Source organism: Streptomyces sp. H27-C3, assembly GCF_030063415.1.
In the GTDB taxonomy this organism is placed as follows: Bacteria; Actinomycetota; Actinomycetes; order Streptomycetales; family Streptomycetaceae; genus Streptomyces.
This window is the reverse complement of the sequence record NZ_JASITA010000010.1, coordinates 192,954-212,365: the sequence shown is the minus strand read 5'-3', so window position 1 is coordinate 212,365 and position 19,412 is coordinate 192,954. Positions and strand designations below refer to the sequence as shown.

Here is a 19,412-nt window from a genome sequence, read left to right as displayed (position 1 = left end):
CTGGGACCTCCGCCTCCGGCGTTGTCGTCAGTCGCGATGGCTCCGCCATCACTCCCTCCTCCGCCTTGGATTCGAAGGCCCCAGACGTCGCTCCTTCTCCCACTGTCAATCGCGGGTGAGGTCGTTAGCTCCTGCCCTCGCGTCGAAGCTGCGCGGAAAGGTGGTGTTGCAGTGGCTGACCGACCGCCGCGAGGTCGTGCACGAAGTTGATCGTGTCCTCATCCGTCAGGGTGTAGCGGCGTCGGGTGGCGTTGACCTCCTTCGCGGTGGGAGTGAGAGCGACCTGACGGGTGGTGAGGTCGACCTCACCGTCGCCCGCCCGGCCGATGGAGATCTCCGCGATACCGGTGGGCTGGGTGATCAGTGCCTCCACATGCCCATCGGGCTGCACCCGCCACCAGCCGCTCTCCCGGGCCGACGGCCGCAGCGGGGAGCCGTCGGCGTCGAGCAGCCAGGCGCGCGCCTCGTAGTGGAGGAAGGGCCGCCCGTCGTGGCTGAAGGTGACCTCCTGCGCATACGTGAATTCCTCGGTCAGCGTCGGGTACTTGCCGCGTCCCCGGCCGACCCAGGTGCCCAGGAATCCGGTCACCGGTGCGAGCAGTGCGTGCGGCACAGGCGCTTCGTCCGCTCGAAGAGCGTCGGGATACGGGTGCTTCTGGACGGGGTCGAACATGATGCGCGCTCCTGGATCGAGGCTGTCGGTGCTGGGGGCAGCCTAGGGGGTCGATCCGCCGACGCCGGGCGGCGCACGATGCGCCGGCGGGTGACTGCGGAGACCACACCCCACAGGCTGCCGTCACCCAAACCACCGAGACAGCGACCGTCATTGAGCCGGGTCCGGGCGCGGACCGGTTCCACGCTCGCACCCCCGCAGATCGCCGGCAGCGCGTACCGAGCGGGTGCCCCGGGCGGGGAACATCCGGAGGCTCAAGTAAGGTAACCCTTACAATACCTGGTCAGCGTCTCACTGCGGGGTCCTCAACCTAACGACCTCGGGGGTAATAGAGCGTGGATCAGCGAGTGGCGTCATGCGGCTTCGCGTCCAAGGCGGAGGAGGGAGGCGACGCGGAGCGTCGTCGACCGACGACAACGCCGGAGGCGGAGTCGCATGACGCCGGGAGCCCGCGCGCCATTGCCCCCGAGGTCGTAAGTAATAGGCGAAAACCGGCCCCACCCAAGCCCCCATGACCGGAAACCAACCACCTGAGCGAACAGCGCTGCGAGACTGTGCCCGCGTGGAGACGAGAGGCCCGAGCGCAGCACGCCGTCACGATCGTGGACCACCGGTTCAACAGGACGGACGCCGGCTGATCCAGTTGGGCAACGGCATGGAGCGCCGAGCGGCGCCGCTCGAGAGTGCGACTCGCGGAACGGCGGACAACTCCTGCCCGTGGCGGGAGTCTTGAGGTCCGGCTTCGGCTCGAACCTCTCACTGTCGGTCACTGCTGCCGGTACGGGCCGACTCATCCCATTGCCCTGATGCGCTCCCGTCGCTGGAGAACCGGTGGCACCGGGGCGTACGACCGCGAGGAACGGCTCGCCCGGCCACCCGGCCGGTACCCGCCGAGGGAGCCTCGCGCGCCCATCGCCACCGGCCCCTGCTTGCTACTCGCTCCCCGTCCCACACGGCCGTTGCCGGCCCTTGAGCCACCTCAGCTCGGCCGCCCTGATCACTTAGACTCGGCGAATGGCGAAGTATTTCGACGTGCACCCCGAAAATCCCCAGCGACGCACGATCAGCAGTGTGGCCGACAGCATCCGGTCGGGCGCGCTCGTCGCGTACCCGACGGACTCCTGTTACGCACTCGGATGCCAGCTGGGCAGCCGTGACGGCATCAGCCGGATCCGGTCCATCCGGAACCTCGACGACCGTCACCACTTCACCCTCGTGTGCCAGAATTTCGCGCAGCTGGGTCAGTTCGTGCACATCGACAACGATGTGTTCCGCGCGATCAAGGCAGCGACGCCCGGCAGCTACACCTTCATCCTCCCCGCGACGAAGGAGGTGCCTCGCCAGCTGCTGCACCCGAAGAAGAAGACGGTCGGCGTCCGGATTCCCGATCATGTCGTCGCTCAGGCCCTGCTCGCCGAACTCGGTGAGCCGCTGCTCTCCAGCACGCTGCTCCTGCCCGGCGAGGAAGAGCCCATGACCCAGGGCTGGGAGATCAAGGAGCGGCTCGACCACGTGGTGGACGTCGTGGTCGACTCGGGCGACTGCGGCACCGAGCCGACCACGGTCATCGACTTCTCCGACGGCGAGCTCCAGATCGTACGCCGAGGAGCGGGCGACATCACGCGGTTCGAGTAGGCGCGCCAGGAGCGGCAGCCACTGCCGCCGCTCCGCACACCGCACCCCATCCGCAGACCCTGCCGGCGGGGATCCTCGTCGCGACGCACCCTACGCATGACATGCACCCGACATATAGTCACCGAGGGCCCACTCCCGACACGCAGACCCATCGCCCCCATGTTGCTATGTGGCAACAGTTGCTACTCTGCATATGTACCTGCAGATCCTGAGGGGTGTCGCGAGCGACTCGCACCGGTGGTCGTCTCCGCAGCCCGTTCGACGCCCGCTGGGAGATTGCCTCCTTCGCGTGCCCCATCAGGGCGGCTCGGACTCGGCGGGGCCCTGGTGCCGGAACGGCTCACCGCCTTCCGGGACGGGGCCGCATTCCGCATACTGGAGAGAAGGCAACGACATGACGGCGATATCCGCAGGAGGCGACGTGCCCCACACGAAGGCCCCCGCAACACCCATGGACACTCCGGGCCGTGTTGGTGATTTGCCGTGGATCGAGGACGCGGGAAGGGTCGCCCCGAGAGACGCGCGGGACATGTCGAAGTTGTTTTTCGCCCGGCTGCGGATTCTCGAAGAGGGAACGCCCGAGTTTCAGTACGTGCGGAACACCCTCATCGAAATGAACCTCTCGCTGGTCCAGTTCGCCGCGCGCCGGTTCCGAAACTGGAGCCACGGCGAGATGGACGATGTCCTCCAGGTCGGCACCATCGGTCTCATCAAGGCCATCGACCGCTTCGATCTCTCTCGCGAGGTCGAGTTCGCCACCTTCGCCATTCCCTATGTCGTCGGCGAGATCAAGCGGTTCTTCCGTGACACCAGCTGGGCCGTTCACGTGCCGCGGCGACTTCAGGAACTGCGGACCACGCTCACCCGGGCCAGGGAGGAGCTCGCCGTTCGCCTGGAAAGAGAGCCCACGATCCAGGAGCTCGCCGGGTATCTTGAGCTGAGCGAGGAAGAAATCATCGAGGGCCTGGTCGCCTCCAACGGGTATGTCGCCGGCTCCTTGGACATGCCCAACGACGGTGGCGAGGATGGCCAGTCGCGCCACATCCGCGCTCTGGTGGATGTCCTCGGCGAACCCGACGCCGCGATGGAATTCGCAGAAGATCTGCACACCCTGGCACCACTGCTCGACCGCCTCGACGACCGGGAACGAAAGATCGTCGAGATGCGCTTCGGCAGCGAGATGACTCAGGTACAGATCGGCGACGCACTCGGCATTTCCCAAATGCAGGTGTCCCGACTACTCAAGCGGGTCCTGGCCAAACTCCGTACCGGCATGCTCACCGATGCCTGAATCGGCCGCACCCCACGGCGATTCGCTCGCGACCTCAGCCATTGACAACCCTTGGCAGCGATAGTCCCGAGAGGGCGAGAGTGCCGGGCCCTTCGAGGGGGCCTCCTGCCCGGGGTGCAAGAGTTCATGGGAGTGACGGCCGTATGGACCGCGAGGGACCAACAGACCACCCCCTGACCGATTTCGCCGTCCCAGTGGCCGAAGCTGCTGAAGCCGTGGCGGCCGCCTGGACGCACTCCTCGCGCGTCTCGTCCCCACGTCTGCCGGCGCTCCAGCTGGAGGCGCTGCTGATCGCTCGCCGGAACCCGGGCATCAACCTCACCGGGCTGGCCGAGCAAGTCGGTACGGCCCCGCCCGCTGTCAGCAGGCTCTGTGACCGGCTGGAGGCGGCCGGTCTGTTGCGCCGGCAACCGGCCCGCACCAGTCGGCGGGAGATCGGGCTGGTCCTTACCCCCGCGGGCCACGACTTGATCGACGCGGTGTTCGCACGCCGCTACGCGGCCTTCGGCGACGTTCTCCAGCATATGGCGCCGACTGAACGCGCTGATCTTCTGGCAGGATTGCTCGCCTTCTCGAGGGCCGCTCACGCCGCCGCACCGCCCGGCAACGAGCGTGGCTAAGGGCTGTCCCGTAATCCCTGGTGGATCAGCGCACGGCGTCAGATGCGGTGCATCGCAAGGCGGAGGGACGTTCGCATACTGGACGTATTCGGGCGTTCCGACAACGCGGCGAGGTGCCGTAGCTGTCGTCGTGCGCCTGCCAGGGATTGCGGGACAGCCCTTAGGTGGGTTGCCTGGAAGTGCCGCTCGTGGCAGCGGCGCTGACCGACGGCCCTTCGAAGGTACGAGTAGGTATGTCAGGCGATGTCTGCGGAGCGCAAGCCGTCCGCCGCCTCGACAGGAAGCTCAGCAGGAAGGCCGATACGGGCGGAGGCAGCGGCCTGGAAGGCTTCGAGGCCCTCGGCGAGTGCGGCCAGTTTCGCCGGGGTCATCTCCTGCAGCACCGCTTCGACCTCGCGCACCCGGAACGTACGGAATTCGTCGAGGAGAGCGCGTCCGCGTCGGCTCAGCCGTACCTCGACCTCACGGCGGCTCGTCGAGCTGGGATACCGCTCCAAGAGGCCCGCCGCCTCCAGCCGGTCGCACAGGCGGCTCACGGATGACGGCCGCGATCCGAGCGCGTCGCCCAGGGCGCGGAGGTTGACCCCCTCCTGCCCTTCGAGCATCGTCAGCGCACGCATCTGCGAAGGCGACACGGGCCCAGAAGGTGCGGCCTCCTGGCCACGGCTCCACAGCAACTGCAGGAGTTCCGACACCGCGAATGTGGCGTGAGCCAGCTGTTCATGGTTGGCGGGGTGCAGAGTGCGGGGCATTGGTCCACTCTCTCACCCGGGCGAGTGGTTTGTCAGCCGCCGGCTGCCGTCCTGCCGCTGCGCCCGGGGCGGCGGCTCTCCCCGTGCTTGGATCCGCGGCGGAGCCACGTTGAGCAGCCTCTCGGACCGGGGTTCAGCTCGGGTCTGCCGTGGTGCGCCCCGACCAGTCCAGGCACACGACCAGCGCGTCGTCGTCGGCTTCCGCGTCGCGGTACGAGGCCAGCTCCTGGAGGAGGGCGCGCGGCACCGCGGCGGCCGGCAGGAGGCTGACTGCCTGGATGGCGCGAGCCAGCGCCTTCTCGCCGTAGGTCTCTCCGGCGCGGGACACCGCCGCGTAAACACCGTCACTGACGAAGATCAGCCGGTCGCCGGGCAGCGCCTGGAATTCCTGGGCGTCATAGGTGGACTCCTCGAACATGCCCAGCGGAAGCTGCGCCTCGAAGCCGACGTGCCCCACGGACTTGTCCCGCTGGAGCCACAGCTGTGGCGACCCCGCGTCGACGACCTGCACGCGTCCGGTGGCCAGCTCGAAGGACAACAGCAGGGTCGAGACGTACTCCTCCCCGTGGTACTGCCCATAGATCGCCTGGTCGGCCAGCGCCGCCTGGTCGACGATGCCGATGTTGGCCCTGCGGGCGTTGCGCAGGGCGTTGACGGCCAGGTTGGTGAGGAGCGACGCCTGGATCCCCTCGCCCATTCCGTTGGTGATGCTGAGCACGAGGGTCTCGCCATTGGTGGACCAGTCGAAGTTGTCACCGTGAATGTCGTACGCGGGCTCCAGCTGGGCCCCGATGGCGTACTCCGGGCGCGTGCAGGCTCGGGCGGGCAGCAGCTGCCACTGCATCTCCGCCGCCAGGGTGAGCCGGCTGGCACGCCTGGCCTGCAGATACAGGTCGGTGTCCCGCTCTGCGACGACGATTTCATGCCCGAGCAGCTCGGCGAGCTCGGTCAGCTCCTCAAGCGTCTCGGGAGTGCATCTCTGTTTGGGCAGGCGCACCGTCAGGATCCCGAGTCTGTCTCCGCGGACGGTCACGGGCAGATGCAGATCAACCGCGCCGTCATCGACCGCGTACTGCCCGAACGGCTCCTGGCTGCCGAAGGCGCGCCCCTCCGGACTGGCCTGCATGGACAGGGGCTGCGCGGTGGGCGGCAGGGCGGTCACCGGCTGCAGGACGGTGAGGCTGTAGTCGGCCAGCAGGAGGCTGACCTCGACGGCTTCGTAGTTCTCGATCAGTGCGGCTCGCACCGTGTCGAGGAGCGCATGGGGTGCGGCAGTGCGCACAGCACGCTCCACGGCCAGGAAGTCAGTCATGGTGAGGGCCATTTCGTCGAGAAGGCGGTCGGGGGAAGGGGAATAGGGCAGCACGGCGATGCGTACGACCGAAGCGTGTGAGGCGGAAGCGTGTGAGGTGATCGCTCGCTGGGCGCAGCCGAACGCGTCCTCCAGGGCGGCAGATGCCGCGCAAACCATTGCGGCACGGCAAATATCTACTCTATCCCGACACCGCCCCTGCGCGGGCAGCCTTAGGACCTCGGGGGCAATAGTGCGCGGGCTCCCGAGGTCGTTAGTCGCCCGGCGATCGGCCCCCAAGTACCCGCATTCCGGACTTCGACGCCCGCATTCGTTCCTGGTCCAGGTGCGGTACCGGCAGTGAACAGGGCCACAGGGCTGCACGTATGGATGGAGGGCATCGCGTTCCGTGGGCCCCGCGCGCCACCGGCGCCGTGTCGGATCGACTTTGAGGGTGACGGATGAGGCACGCACGACGCAGCCTCCAGAGGATCGCGCGGCTGGCAGCTGTCGGCGGACTCCTCTGTGGCGGGCTGATGACGACGACCGCCATGGCCGGCGGTCCGAGCGGCGAGCCGACCGCCCGGGGAGACGCCGGAGCCGCCCACCGGCCCGCCGACCTGGGCGCGAGTCTCGTCTCACAGCTCGGCGCGTCCAGGACCGCGGGCAGTTGGATCGGCACCGACGGGCGCCCGGTCGTCGCGGTGACCGACGCGGACGCCGCAGCCGAGGTCGACCGGGCCGGCGCCCGCGCCAAGGTCGTCCGCCACAGCATGGACCGGCTCCGTTCGGCCACCGACGCGCTTCGGGCCGCGCCCCGAGTGCCCGGCACCGCGTGGGCGATGGACTACGCGTCCAACGAGATCGCGGTACGCGCCGACACCACTGTGTCCGCCGGGGACTGGTCACGCATGTCCCGCCTTGCCGAGGGGATCGGCGGATTCGTGGACATGCAGCGGACAGCTGAGCCGTTCGCCACCCGGCTCAGCGGCGGCGACGCGGTCTTCGCCCGCAGCGGGCGCTGCTCCGCCGGATTCAACGTCACCGACGGCCGACGCAACTTCATCCTCACGGCCGGGCATTGCGGCTCGCTCGGCACCACCTGGTTCCGGGACACGCAGGGCACCGACCGTGTCGGCACCACCACCGCGGGTGAGTTCCCCGGCAGCGACTTCTCCCTCGTCGAGTACGAGAACGGCGACGCCTCCGAAGCACGGGGCGTGGTGGACATCGGTGACGGCCGGGCGGTAAGGATCACGGCGGCCGCCGATCCTGTCGTCGGCCAGCAGGTCTTCCGCAGCGGCAGCACCACAGGGGTGCGCTCGGGCCGGGTGACCGCGCTCAACGCGACGGTGAACTACCCCGAGGGCACGGTGACCGGGCTGATCGAGACGACGGTCTGCGCCGAGCAGGGGGACAGCGGCGGCCCGCTGTTCTCACAGGGGCTCGCACTCGGCGTGACCTCGGGCGGCAACGGCGACTGCGACACCGGTGGTCTCACCTACTTCCAGCCGGCGACCACGGCCATCGCGGCCCTCGGGGTGCGGGTGACCGGCGCCGCCACCGCCGCCGAGGTCGACCGCAGCGCGCCACCGGCCGCCGGCGGAGCCTCCGTACCGGGTGCCTCGGAAGGGCCGACCCTGACTGCCGGCATCCTCAGCAGCCGGACCCTCGCGCCGGGGCTGCTGGTCATCGCCGCGAGTCTCCTCGTACTGATGGCCGCCCACTGGATCCGGTCGGCACACGACCGCAGGAGCTACCGCAGGCACTACTCCCGGAACTGGAGCTGAGCTCCACCGCCGGGAACAGGTGCGCGGGGCCCTCCGAGGAGGGCCCCGCGTCTGTTTCAGCCCAGCGTTGCCGCCGCCCCCTTGAGTAGCAATCCGCATCCCAGCACGAAGACCACGGCGGCCGTGCCGAACGGAGTCAACCGGTGTGCCAGCGTGAAGAGTCGGCGCCCCGGACGCCGCGCCAGCCTGCGTGTGGTGCTCTCCCGCAGGCGCACCGCGGCGAACCCGGCTCCCGTGAGCGTGAGGGCCAGCCCGGCGCCGTACGCCAGAACCAGCAGGAATCCGAACCATGCCTGCCCGAGCGCAGCGGCGCCGACCAGGACCACGACGGCGGACGGGCTCGGGACCAGCCCGCCCGCGAAGCCGAGGAGGACGACTCCGCGCAGACCGGGGGCGGGCGGAACGTGGCTGTGGTGATGGGGCTCGGGCCGCGTTCGGGCCGCCGGTCGCTCCGGGAGGAGATCACCTGCGTGGACGAGGGTGAGCGCGGGCGCGTGGCCCTCGGTGCGGTGCTCGCCCAAGTGCGCGGCCACGAGAACGGGCAGCAGGTCGGGCCAGCTCCTGGAGGCCTTCGGCCTCTCCGAGGGCGCCCGCTCCTCGCTGTACGTGGCTCCGGCTTCCTCGGCGTGCCCGGACGCGTGCGGGTGGTTGTGACTGTGTACGTGACCCTGCCCGTGGCCGTGCGTGTGGCCCGGCCCGTGGCCGTGGACCTGCTCGTGGCCGTGCCGGTGCCCATGCCCATGCCCAGCGTCGCGACTGTGACTGTGACTGTGACCGTGGCTGTGGCCATGCGCGTCATGGCGCCGCCGCCACGCCCCGCGCAGCAGCATCGCCCCCGCGCCCGCCACCAAGGTGCCGCTCGCGATGCCCAGCCACGACACCACGGTGGGCGCCGCCGCCGAGCCCGCGGTGATCAGGGCGCCGAGGACGAAGACGCCCAGCGTATGGGTGAGCGTCACCGAGGCGCCCAAGGTCAGTACGTCGCGCAGCGAGCTGCGGCCGCCCGCCGTGGCGGCTGCCGCCATCATGGTCTTGCCGTGTCCGGGGGCCAGGGCGTGCATGGCACCCAGTACCAGGGAGGCTCCGAGGGCGAGTGCCGCGAAGCCCACGGTCAGTTCGTGCCGGGCGACCAGCGCGGTCAGGGCCTGCGCCCAGCGGTCCGCGCCGCGCGGCAGCACACCCGCCGTAGGTGAGCCGTTTTTCTCGTCCTCGCCCCCGGCGAGCGCCGGGCCGCCGCCCCGGGCCGTGAACCCCGCCGAGCGAAGCTCGGGCGGCGAGGAGAGCAGATCGCCGGGGTACGCCGTCAGCCGCCGGGAGACCGACTTCCCGGGTACGTCCGACGCCAAGAGTGTCATCCGGTCGCCGCGCGCGGTGATCTCCCGCCACCCCGGTCCGGTCGCGGCGTCCGCCGGGCGGTAGGAGAGCCGTGTCTCCTCGTCACGCGGGAGCGGCGCCGTCAGCTCGCAGGTGACACGCAGTGTCTGCAACCCGGCCTGCCCGGGAAATGCCTGCGCTCTCGACTCCCCCACCGACAGGGGTACCGCCCTTCCGCCCCCGGCCTCGACCCGGGCGTCCCGAGCCGCCCCGTCGCACCGGGTCCGGGCCCATGCCGACAGCTCGGCCGGTGCCAGCCGGTCGTTCCCGTCCGCGTCGATGCGCTTCCTTTGCTGCGCGGCCGGAATCTCCGCCAGATCTTCCACATGGTCCACGTCCAGCCTCCCCGGAGCGACGACCAGGCCGTCGTACTGGTTGACGGTGAAGTTGCCCAGGGGGTGCGCCTGCGCGGCCTGGGCGGGGAGCAACGCGAGGGCAGCTCCGGCGGCGAGCGTCGCGACGGCCGAAGCGGCGGTACGGCGATTCATGAGGTCCTCCGGATCCCGGACAGCGCGGCCTTGGCTTCGCGGGCCCCGGTGGGTGAGAAACCCGGGTTCAGCGCGAGTGCGGCGCCCAGGTCACGGCGCGCGGCCTTGTCGTCGTCGAGAGCGCGCTCGATCATGCCCCGGTGGAAAAGGAAGGACGCGCTGCGAAAACCGGGCTTCGGCGCCGTCGCCTTCTTCGCATACGTGAGTGCCTCGCGGTGCTTGCCGTTCGCGTGGAGCGCCCAGGCGAGCGCGTCCGCGGTGTGGACGCTCCTGCGCCGGGACCATTCGGAGCGTGCCGACTTCAATGCCTGGGCGGCGTCGCCGTGGTCGGCCTCGACGAGAGCCGACTCCAGGTCGGTCGCGACGCCGTTGGCGCGGGCCAACCGGGTCCAGGCGCCGATGAGTTCGTACTGTTCCGCAGCCTTCTCACGCTGCCCGCCGGCCTCGTGCAGTTCACCTAGGGCGGCGAGCTGGCCCGGCAGCGGGTAGCGCCGTACGACCTCTTCGAGATCACTCAGCGCACGTTTCGTCTCACCTTGTGCGGCGTACGTGCGCCCGCGCCCCTCCAGCGCCGGCACGTGACTCGGATCGGCGCGCAGGGCTTTCACGAAGTGCTCCAGCGCCCGCCCGTACTGGCCCTGATTCCATGCCAGTTGACCGAGCGAGGTGGCGACGTAGGCGACATCGGCGGGGCTGAACGCGGAGTCCAGCGCACGCAGCAGCACCCGACGGGCCCCCTTCGCGTCGCCGCGCAGCTCCAGCACGTACGCGTACCGTGTGGAGACCGGGATGCCGGGGCGCCGCCGGTCGGCGAGCCGTACCGCGCGCAACGCCTCTTCGTAGCGGCCGAGTTCGACGAGGGCGTCGACGCGGCTGGACAGCGCCCGCTCGCTGTACGGGTTCACCCGCAGCGCCCGGTCGGCATGGCCGAGCGCCGCCTTGAAGTCGTGCCGGGCGGCGGTCAGTGCCGCGCGCCCGGCGAGCGCGGCGTCGTTCTCGTCGACGGGGCGCAGCTTCAGCGAGTGTCCGAACGCCTTCTCCGCCTGCGGGTACCGCGTCGGGTCTCCGCTGGTCCGCGCCTGCTCGACGTACGCCGCACCCAGCATCGCCCACCCCGTGGCGTCCTTGGGCTGTGCCTTGAGGTGCTTCTGCAGGGTCGTGATGCCGTGCGCGAGATCCCCCGAGGCCAGCTGCCCGCCGGCCACGTCCACCGCGACGACGGGTGCGGCCGAGCCGGAGCGGTCCGGCTCGCGGTCCGCCCCGATGGCCACGGATGTCGCGGTGAGCGCCGCAGCCACCGCCACGACCGCCACGGTCCGCCACTGCCCCGGCCCGTCACCTCCTCCACGCCGTCGCACGATCTGCGGCTTCCGTACGAGCATCGACTCTCGCCTTCCTCGGGGATCGTGCCGGTGGCCTGCCCGGCAGGGGTTCGGGGCTCGCAGGGCCGGCCGTCGGCAGGGATCCGACGGCCGGCGGTCAGTGGTCAGTGGTCAGCCGAGCCAGGACTCGCGGGCCGGGTGGCGGCGGGAGCGCAGCCAGGTCACGCCGAGGACGACCAGCAGCACACCGGTGGCGCCGGAGGCCGCCGACACGAGCATCACCGTGTTGTCGTCCCACGAGGCGGTGATCGATGACATGCCGCCGGTCAGGCCCGTGGCGTCGGACTTGGTGGCCTTGCCGTCCGCCTTGGTGTCGGAGCCCGCGGTGGGCAGGGCAACGTACGGGAAGGCCGCGCCGAACTCCTTGTCGTTGGCGTCGACCGCGTCACCGAGGTCGTTCTTCGAGCCGACGAGTTCGCCCTCGACGACCTGCAGTGCGATGTCCAGCACGTCGTCCGTCAGCCGGCGGCCGTTCGGGAAGCCCGCGGTGTCGCCGTCCAGTACACCAAGACGCTTCGGCTCGGCGACGGGCTTGACCGCGGTGTTGAGGCGCAACATCTCCGATGCCTTGACGTTTGGCGGCTGGTTGAGGTCCTTGACGCCCGTCAGGAACACCCCGACGAGGTCGTCGCGCGGCTCCGCGGGGGCCTTGATCTTGTAGATGCCCTCGATGAGCTTGGGCAGCTCGGGTTCGGTGACGTTCTTCAGGAAGTCCCCGTCGCCCTCGGGCGAGGACGCGTTGAACTTGTCCTTGTCCTTGACCGGGTTGACGACCTCGTTGACCAGCGGCATGCCGAGCCGCGACACGCGCGTCCAGTCGCCCTCGGCGTTCTCGCGCTCCGTCGTCGAGTAGATCCCGACGACCGGCTGCTCCTTCGACTCCTGGATGTAGGTGTTCGGCACCTGAAGGGCGATGGTGTTGACGTTGTAGCCCCTGATCGTGTCGTTGCCGACCTCAGAGAGGTCACCGCCGTACAGCAGGTCGAAGACGCGCAGGTCGAGGAAGAACGGGTCGTCGGCCTGGCCGGCGAAGGACTTCAGCCCGCCGGGGACCTTCTGTACGGCCTGGTCGCGCAGCGCCTGATAGTCGGGCATGGACGCCTTGCCCACGTTCGACGGGGCGACCGGCAGGCTCTCCGCGACCTTGTGTGTCGACACGACCTTGTTGTGTTCGAGCCGCAGCAGCTCGATGTCGTAGGTCTGGGTGAAGTTGAGGTCCGGGTCGTCGAGGCTCTCCACCGCGCCTGTGTTGTAGAGGAAGGTGTTCTCGTTCTTGCGGTGGTCCTTGAACGTGAACCGGTACAACAGGTCGTCCTGCGCGTCGCCGTCGCTGTCGATGTGTATGTCGTAGCGCGCGTCGGTGGCGAATGTGTAGAAGTTCGGGCCACCCGCCGGTTCCTGGAACGGCAGCCAGTTCGCCACCACCGTCGTCGTGTCGGGGTGGTCGGGGCTGACGAACGCGTAGACGTCCGTGTTGTCGAACTGGGGCTGCCCCGAGATCAGTGGTGCCTCCCGGTGGCTGGAGGCAGTGGCACTCTGCGGCTCCAGCACGGCCACACCGGCGGCTGCGAGCCCGGCAGCGGCCAGCGCGCCGCAGGCGAGCAACGCGACGCTCCCGCGCCCTCGCCCGGTCCGCCCAGTTCTGGTGATTGCGGTCATCTCGTCCGTCCTTGGTCCGTGGTGCCATTGGTTCCGGCTTGCTTGTACGTCAAGTACGTGCGCCGCAGCCGTCTTGTTCGGTCTTTCGGGAGTCGGTCGCGCAGGTGCTGCGCGGGGTGTGTCAGACGCGGGCGACCAGGCGATCGACCGCCGCGGTTCCCGAGGTGTAGCCGAGCCCGATCGCCCCGGGCAGCGCGGCGCTCGGGGGCTGCCCCTGCGGGCGCACCGGTGCGAGGCCACCGGCGGATGCCGTCTGCTGCCAGTCGGGAGTGGGGGTCACTGTCGGCGCGTACGCCTGCGCGGGCTGCCCATGCAGCACCTGTTCCAGTGCTGACTGCAGCCGGTCCACGTCCTGTTGGGGTCGCACCACGAGCCGCAGAAAACGGCTGGAGCTGCCGACCTTGTTGGCGCAGTCGCGCACCAGCACCCTGTGCTCGGTGAGCAGCCGGTCGCGCAGGACGGCGCCGTCGGTTCCCTCCGGCAGCCGTACGTACACGAAGTTGCCCTGCGAGGGGTAGACGGTCAGGCCCGGCAGGGTGGAGAGGCGCCAGGTCATCGCCGCCCGGTCGCGGCGCGAGCACAGCAGGCTGTCGGTGTACTCCTGGCGGTGTTCCTTGAGCATGAACACCACTGTTTCCGCGAAGGAGTTGAGATTCCATTTGGGTAGTGCGGCGCGTACTCTCCCGGCGAGCCCCGGATTCGACACCAGGTAGCCGAATCGCACGCCGTGCAGTCCGAAGTTCTTGCCCAGACTGCGCAGCACGATCACGTTCGTGCGCAGTACGGCTTCGGCGGCGACGCTCGGTGCGGGTTCGGCGTCCGCGAATTCCAGGAAGGACTCGTCGACGATCACCAGATCGAGGTCCTGGAGCGCGTCGAGCAGCGCGATGACCTGTTGTTTCGGCAGGTACCCGCCGTCGGGGTTGTTGGGGTTGCAGATGACCGCCACGCGGGAGCCGCGGGTCCGGACGAACCGCACGAACGAGTCCGGATCGAGGCCGAAGCCGTGGTCCTCTCTCAGCAGGAACATGTCGACGCGTTTGCCGGTCTCCATGGGCTGGTCGGTCCACCGGCCGAAGGTGGGTACGGGCACGGCCAGTGACTCGTGGACCAGCAAATGGTCGATCCACGTGATGAGTTCCGTGGAGCCGTTCCCCATGGCGACGGTCTGCGGGTTGAGACCGAGCACCTGGCACAGCTCGGCCGTGATGGTGTCCGCGCCGCTCGGGTAGTACGTCAGTATTTCGCGTATGCGGCTGCCGAGTTCCGCGAACATCGCGGGGGTGGGGAAGTACGGGTTGCAGGGTATGCAGAAGTCGGTGATTTCGCCGGTCCCACCCGCCCCTGCCCGGTTCAAGGTGAAGTACGAAGGGCTGTGCGCGGTGGACGCGCGGAAGAGTGCGGTGACATTGCTGCCGGCCATGAACATGCCTCCCCTGCCTGCGAGGCCCGTACATGTCCGCAGGGGCCGCCCAGATATACGGGGGGCAATGGGGCGGTGTTCATCGCTCGGGGCGTGTGGGGCGGCAGTCGTGCGCGCGATGCCTTGACAACCCTATTGTCTGGACCATCTTGGGCGCACCGTTCCCGCATGCCCCGGAGGCAGTTGTGGACCGCACCAGACTTATGGCCGCCCTGTCGGCGGCCTGCCTCGCACTGGGTGGACTTGTCGCCACCGCTTCTCCCGCGGGAGCGGCCGACACCGAACTCGCCCGCAACGGCGGTTTTGAGGCGGGCCTCCACGCCTGGAGCTGTACGGGAGGCAGCGGAGCCACCGTCGGCTCCCCCGCCCACGGTCATACGTCCGCCCTCAAGGCCACCCCGGCAGGCAGCGACAACGCCAAGTGCTCCCAGACGATCACCGTCAAGCCGAACTCCGCCTACACTCTGAATGGTTGGGTGCAGGGGAGTTACGTCTACCTCGGCGCATCCAACACCGGTACCACCGATGTCTCCACAAGGCGTGCGCCCCGAGGAACTCTCGGGCTTGGGCTACACGTACCGGCACAACTGGGGCCTGTGGAACGGGTTCGTACGGTTCGACCTCACCTCCTCCACGTACACCGCGAACACCCGCGCCTTCGTGCCGGTCAGCGAGGGCCCGACCGCGAGCGGCGGCAAGTTCGTCGGCAACGCGCGCTACCTCGTCTACAACGTCGCCCCCGAGAACGGGTGATCTCGGTACGTGCGCACATCGACTGGAACAGTCCCATCGGTGTGGTCATCGACTACTTCATCGCCCGGCCGTAGGCCCTACGATCCGCGGCCCCGGCCCTTGAGCAGGGGCTTCGTGCGCCCCGCTGCCCTGGAGACGTTCCAGGTCGGCGGGGCGCACCTGGATGACCAGCAGGGCGACCAGCGCGGCGACGACGGCGAAAATGGCCGCGACCACGAACGCGCTCGACACACCCGACGCCAGTACCTGGTCGCCCCAGTGCGCCGGGAGCTGCCCGGTCCTGCGGAACTCCAGCAGCTGGGCCGGGGTCGCGTCCGCCATGAACCGGGGGACCTGATCGGTCGCCTCGTTGCGGCTGGCCGTGCCGAAGACCGTGACCAGAATGGACAGGCCGAGCGAACCGCCCACCTGCTGGGTGGCGTTGAGGATCCCGGAGGCCGCCCCCGAGTCGCTCGACGAGACACCCGACACGGCCATCAGCGTCAGGGAGACGAACTGCATACCCATGCCGAAGCCGAAGACCAGTATCGGTCCGAGGATGCTGCCCAGGTACGAGCTGTCGACATCGGTAAGCGTCAACCAGCCGAGTCCCACGGCTGCCAGGACCGCGCCCACCACCATGAAGGGCTTGGGGCCCCACTTGGGCAGCAATTGCGAGGCGAGTCCCGCACCGGCGGCGATGATCACGCTCACCGGCAGGAAGGCGAGGCCGGCCCGCAGCGGACTGAAGTCCAGGATGTTCTGGACGAAGAGCGTCAGGAAGAAGAACATCCCGAACATCGCCGCGGCCAGACTCAGCATCATCGCGTAGACACCGGCGCGGTTGCGGTCGCGGAACATCCACAGCGGGGTGATGGGCTGCTTCGACCGGCTCTCGACCGCGATGAACGCGCCGAGAAGCACCACGGCCGCCACGAATGCCGCGACCGTCACGCTGTCGCTCCAGCCGTCCTCCGAGGCGCGGATGAAGCCGTACACGAGCAACACCATGCCCAGGGTGGAAGTGAGCGCGCCAGCGATGTCGAAATGCCCCGAGCGGCGTTCCGACTCCCGGATGTACCGGGGTGTCACCACCGCGATCAGCAGGCCGATGGGCACATTGACGAAGAGGATCCAGCGCCAGTCGAGCCATTCCACGAGCAGCCCGCCCGCTAGCAGACCGATCGCGCTGCCGCCGGCCGAGACGGCGGCGAACACACCGAACGCCCTGTTGCGCTCGGGTCCTTCGCGGAAGGTCGTGGTGATCAGCGCGAGGGCGGTGGGCGAGGCGATGGCGCCACCGACGCCCTGCAAGGAGCGCGCCGCGAGCAACTGCCACGATTCCTGCGAGAGACCGCCGAGCAGGGAGGCGAAGACGAAGAGCAGGACACCGAAGATGAAGACCCGGCGCCGGCCGAGGATGTCGCCCAGTCGCCCGCCGAGCAGCAGCAGACCACCGAAGGTCAGCGTGTAGGCGTTGATCACCCAGGACAGGTTCTCGGTGGAGAAGCCCAGCGAGGTCTGGATGTGTGGGAGGGCGATGTTCACGATGGTGATGTCGAGGACCACCATCAGCTGGCACGAAGCGATGACGAGGAGTGCGATACCGCTGCCCCGCCCAGGTGTGTCGGCGGTCTTCACAGGGGTCGGATGAGATCCCGTCATGGGGTGCTCGTCTCCAGTCGGCAGTGAACGTGATCGTTCACTCCATCGACGCTAAGCCCGGCCGTCCGGCCCCGCCAATCGATCAACGAGGGCGGGCGCGGCTCCACGACGCCGGGGGAAGCCCGTCCGTCCAGCGGGCGGCGAGCAGGAGGGCGATGTCGTCGGGGCGGTCGGCCGCCCGCTTCGCCTCCCCGATCACCCGGTCCGCGATGTCGGCGAGCGGCGCCGGGCCCACGCACGCGATCGTGCTGCGCAGCCACTCGATGCCCAGATCGATGTCGACTCCCGCCTGCTCGATCAGGCCGTCGGTGAACAGGGCCAGTATCGCCCCGGGGCCGAGACGCAGTTCGGTGACCGGGTAGGTCGCCGTGGCGTCCACCCCCAGCACAATGCCGCCGGGCAGATCGAGTACCTCGACCGTGCCGTCGGGGTGGCGCAGCACGGGCTGCGGATGCCCGGCCCGGACGGCTTGCGTGATGCCCGTGGCGGGGTCGAGGACGATGTAGCAGCAGCTGGCGAACTGGCCGGGGTCAAGGTCGATGAGCAGCCGGTTGGTGCCGCTCATCACCTCTTGCGGATCGTGCCCACTCAGGGCGAAGGCCCTTACCGCGCTGCGCAGTTGGCCCATGGTCGCGGCTGCCGGGATGCCGTGCCCCTGGACGTCCCCGATGACCAGGGCCAGTCCCCGGCCGGTTTCGACGACGTCGTACCAGTCGCCGCCGACATCCATGCCCTGGGTGCCTGAGAGGTAGCGTCCGACGGTGTCGACGCCCTCGACCACGGGCAGCCGGTGCGGCAGCAGGGCATCCTGCAGGCCACGGGCCAGCGCGGCCTCGGTGTCGTAGCGCTGGGCCCGCTGGAGGGCCTGCGCGATGAGCCCCGCGAGGGCGGTGAGGACCGTGCGCTCCTCGGGGCTGAAGCCCCGCGGCTGGTCGAAGCCGAGGATGCACGTGCCGACGGGCCGTCCGGAGGCGATCAGCGGGAGGAAGGCCCGGGCGCCGACATCGGCGTCGATGGGGATGCCGGGGTAGGCGGCGGCCAGGCGCTCCATGGACTCGAAGAAGATGGGGCGGCCCGAGGTCAGTGTCTCCACCCCGGGGATGTGGGCGTCGAGGCCGACCCCGTCGAAGCGGTCCAGGAAGCCCTGTGGAAAACCGGTCTCCCACGCCAGGTAGAGATGTCGCTCGCTCATCAGGTAGATCGCCAGCTGCCGGCCACCGAAGGCAGGCAGCAGTTCCTCGGTGACCACGGCGGACACCTGGCGGGCGGTGACGGCCTCCGTCAGTGCGATGGCCAGGGCGACCGGCCGGTACAGCGCGGCGGAGCGGTCGGCCGGGGAACCCAGTCCCACGCCCGGCGTGACGACCGACCCCGGCGCGTAGGCGGGGCGGTCGGTGGCGGCAAGGGTGATCGTCACTCCGTCGTGGCCCGGGTACATGGACACCGACAGCCACTCCTTGGGGGTGCGGCGGGCGAGGAAGTGCACGGGCGCGTCGGAGAGCAGCGCCGCGCGGTGGTGGTCCTCGTGGGCGGGGTGCCCGAACCACGGCAGGACCTCCCACAGGATGCGGCCGACGAGCTGCTCGCGGGCGCGTCCGAGGAGTTGCTCAGCCAGGTGGTTGACGTAGGTGATCCGGCCGAGCCGGTCCAGGGAGAAAATGCCGCGCGGGAGCCGGTCGGCGGCCTCCGCGACGATCGGCCCTGCGCCGAGGTCCACCAGGAATCCGGTGAGGTGACTCGCCGCGCCGCCGTCGGGGCCGCCGCCGGGCGAGTGGGCCCAGCGGCCCGTGAGCTCAAGCAGATGCGACCGGCCGTCGGGCCCGCGCAGCCGCATCCTGCGCATGACCAGCGCCTGCGAACCGACCGCCTGCCTGGCCAGGGCCCACAGTCCGTACACGTCCTCCGGTGCCAGCCGCGCCGCCAGGGCGTCGATGGTGCCCGGGAAATCCGCGGGCCCGCTGTCGAGGATCGCGTGCAGTTCTTCGTCCGCGGTCACTGCGCCGCTGTCGAGGTCCCAGTCGAAGTGGCCGATCCGTACGGGCATGGCGGTGACGGCCGGCAGTTGCACGGGCAGCGGGTCACCGTCCCACTCGGCCGCCGTACCGTCGGAACCCAGCTCCGCGAGGGCGGTGCCGAGCCGCTGGGCGACGTGCTGGAGCCGGTGGCGGTCGGGCGGGGCGACCGGCTCCCCGGGAGTGGCCGGGCGCAGCACGACCAGGACCCCCACCCGGGTGTGGCCGCTGACGATCGGCACGTACATCGACCCGAAGGGGAACGGCAGGCCGGCCATCAGCTGCGGGAAGCGCCGCATGGCCTCCTCGGCGTCGGCGAGGTACACCGGGCGGCCCGAGCGATAGGCCTCGGCCACCGGGAACGGCCGGTTCACATGCATGCGCCACCAGGGGCGGAACAGCCGGCCCGGCAGCCCTGCGAGCACCGCCAGCCGCAGCAGGCCCGGTGTCGGGGAGCGCAGATAGACGCCGCCTGCGTACCCTCCGGCGGACTCGGTCGCGCTCACCACGGCCTGCGCGAGCACCAGGGACAGCTCGTCCGGCACCCGTCCGCCGTCCGCCTTGCCTTCCGCGCCCCCGGGCTCGCCGAGGGGGGTGGGCCGGGTCGCGCCGTGCCAGGTCACAC

Annotated in this window: 14 protein-coding genes and 1 pseudogene; 6 read left to right on the top strand and 9 right to left on the bottom strand. The window is 69.8% G+C overall.

Going from position 1 to position 19,412, the window contains the following annotated elements:
• Positions 1-124: 124 nt before the first annotated feature.
• Positions 125-673, bottom strand: coding sequence for a nitrobindin family protein (locus QMK30_RS12850; protein WP_283517749.1), 549 nt, complete (start codon positions 671-673; stop codon positions 125-127).
• Positions 674-1,687: 1,014 nt separating this feature from the next.
• Here QMK30_RS12850 and QMK30_RS12845 point away from each other — a divergent pair.
• The 3 genes from QMK30_RS12845 to QMK30_RS12835 all read left to right on the top strand — a co-directional run bounded on the left by QMK30_RS12845 (position 1,688) and on the right by QMK30_RS12835 (position 4,219).
• Complete coding sequence (locus QMK30_RS12845) at positions 1,688-2,308, top strand: L-threonylcarbamoyladenylate synthase (protein ID WP_283517747.1); 621 nt, start codon at positions 1,688-1,690, stop codon at positions 2,306-2,308.
• Between the two features lie 451 nt (positions 2,309-2,759).
• Positions 2,760-3,599: a SigB/SigF/SigG family RNA polymerase sigma factor gene (locus QMK30_RS12840; RefSeq protein WP_283517767.1), complete on the top strand. Its 840-nt coding sequence runs from the start codon at positions 2,760-2,762 to the stop codon at positions 3,597-3,599.
• Between the two features lie 143 nt (positions 3,600-3,742).
• Positions 3,743-4,219, top strand: a complete 477-nt coding sequence (locus QMK30_RS12835) for a MarR family winged helix-turn-helix transcriptional regulator (RefSeq protein ID WP_283517745.1) — start codon at positions 3,743-3,745, stop codon at positions 4,217-4,219.
• 236 nt (positions 4,220-4,455) lie between these two features.
• Here the strand turns inward: QMK30_RS12835 and QMK30_RS12830 are convergent, their stop codons facing one another.
• Positions 4,456-4,971 carry a MarR family winged helix-turn-helix transcriptional regulator gene (locus tag QMK30_RS12830; RefSeq protein ID WP_283517743.1) on the bottom strand — a complete coding sequence of 172 codons (516 nt, stop codon included), beginning with the start codon at positions 4,969-4,971 and terminating at the stop codon, positions 4,456-4,458.
• 133 nt (positions 4,972-5,104) lie between these two features.
• Positions 5,105-6,295 (bottom strand): PP2C family protein-serine/threonine phosphatase, encoded by a 1,191-nt coding sequence (locus QMK30_RS12825; RefSeq protein WP_283517766.1) that lies wholly within the window; start codon positions 6,293-6,295, stop codon positions 5,105-5,107.
• 428 nt (positions 6,296-6,723) lie between these two features.
• Here QMK30_RS12825 and QMK30_RS12820 point away from each other — a divergent pair, with 428 nt between their 5' ends.
• Positions 6,724-8,052, top strand: coding sequence for a S1 family peptidase (locus tag QMK30_RS12820; protein ID WP_283517742.1), 1,329 nt, complete (start codon positions 6,724-6,726; stop codon positions 8,050-8,052).
• 56 nt (positions 8,053-8,108) lie between these two features.
• On the opposite strand, the gene QMK30_RS12815 is transcribed toward QMK30_RS12820, so the two are convergent.
• The 4 genes from QMK30_RS12815 to QMK30_RS12800 form a co-directional block, all read right to left on the bottom strand.
• Entirely contained in the window at positions 8,109-9,914 is a 1,806-nt protein-coding gene (locus QMK30_RS12815; protein ID WP_283517740.1) for an urease accessory protein UreH domain-containing protein, read from the bottom strand.
• Positions 9,911-11,296 (bottom strand): tetratricopeptide repeat protein, encoded by a 1,386-nt coding sequence (locus QMK30_RS12810; RefSeq protein WP_283517739.1) that lies wholly within the window; start codon positions 11,294-11,296, stop codon positions 9,911-9,913. The genes QMK30_RS12815 and QMK30_RS12810 overlap by 4 nt, the downstream gene beginning before the upstream one ends.
• Before the next feature lie 111 nt (positions 11,297-11,407).
• Entirely contained in the window at positions 11,408-12,955 is a 1,548-nt protein-coding gene (locus QMK30_RS12805) for a DUF4331 domain-containing protein (RefSeq protein WP_283517737.1), read from the bottom strand.
• A 121-nt stretch (positions 12,956-13,076) separates the two neighbouring features.
• Positions 13,077-14,378, bottom strand: coding sequence for a pyridoxal phosphate-dependent aminotransferase (locus QMK30_RS12800; protein ID WP_502963128.1), 1,302 nt, complete (start codon positions 14,376-14,378; stop codon positions 13,077-13,079).
• A 203-nt stretch (positions 14,379-14,581) separates the two neighbouring features.
• On the opposite strand from QMK30_RS12800, the pseudogene QMK30_RS12795 reads away from it, so the two are divergent.
• Positions 14,582-14,914, top strand: a pseudogene (locus tag QMK30_RS12795) (carbohydrate binding domain-containing protein); the annotation flags it as partial.
• On the top strand, positions 14,904-15,131 hold the full coding sequence (locus tag QMK30_RS12790; RefSeq protein WP_283517768.1) for a hypothetical protein: 228 nt from the start codon (positions 14,904-14,906) through the stop codon (positions 15,129-15,131). The pseudogene QMK30_RS12795 and the gene QMK30_RS12790, both read left to right, overlap by 11 nt.
• A 57-nt stretch (positions 15,132-15,188) precedes the next feature.
• On the opposite strand, the gene QMK30_RS12785 is transcribed toward QMK30_RS12790, so the two are convergent.
• The gene (locus QMK30_RS12785) at positions 15,189-16,775 is read right to left on the bottom strand and encodes an MFS transporter (RefSeq protein WP_283517735.1); all 1,587 of its coding nucleotides are present in this window, start codon (positions 16,773-16,775) and stop codon (positions 15,189-15,191) included.
• An 82-nt stretch (positions 16,776-16,857) separates the two neighbouring features.
• Positions 16,858-19,410 (bottom strand): SpoIIE family protein phosphatase, encoded by a 2,553-nt coding sequence (locus QMK30_RS12780; RefSeq protein ID WP_283517734.1) that lies wholly within the window; start codon positions 19,408-19,410, stop codon positions 16,858-16,860.
• Positions 19,411-19,412: the final 2 nt, after the last annotated feature.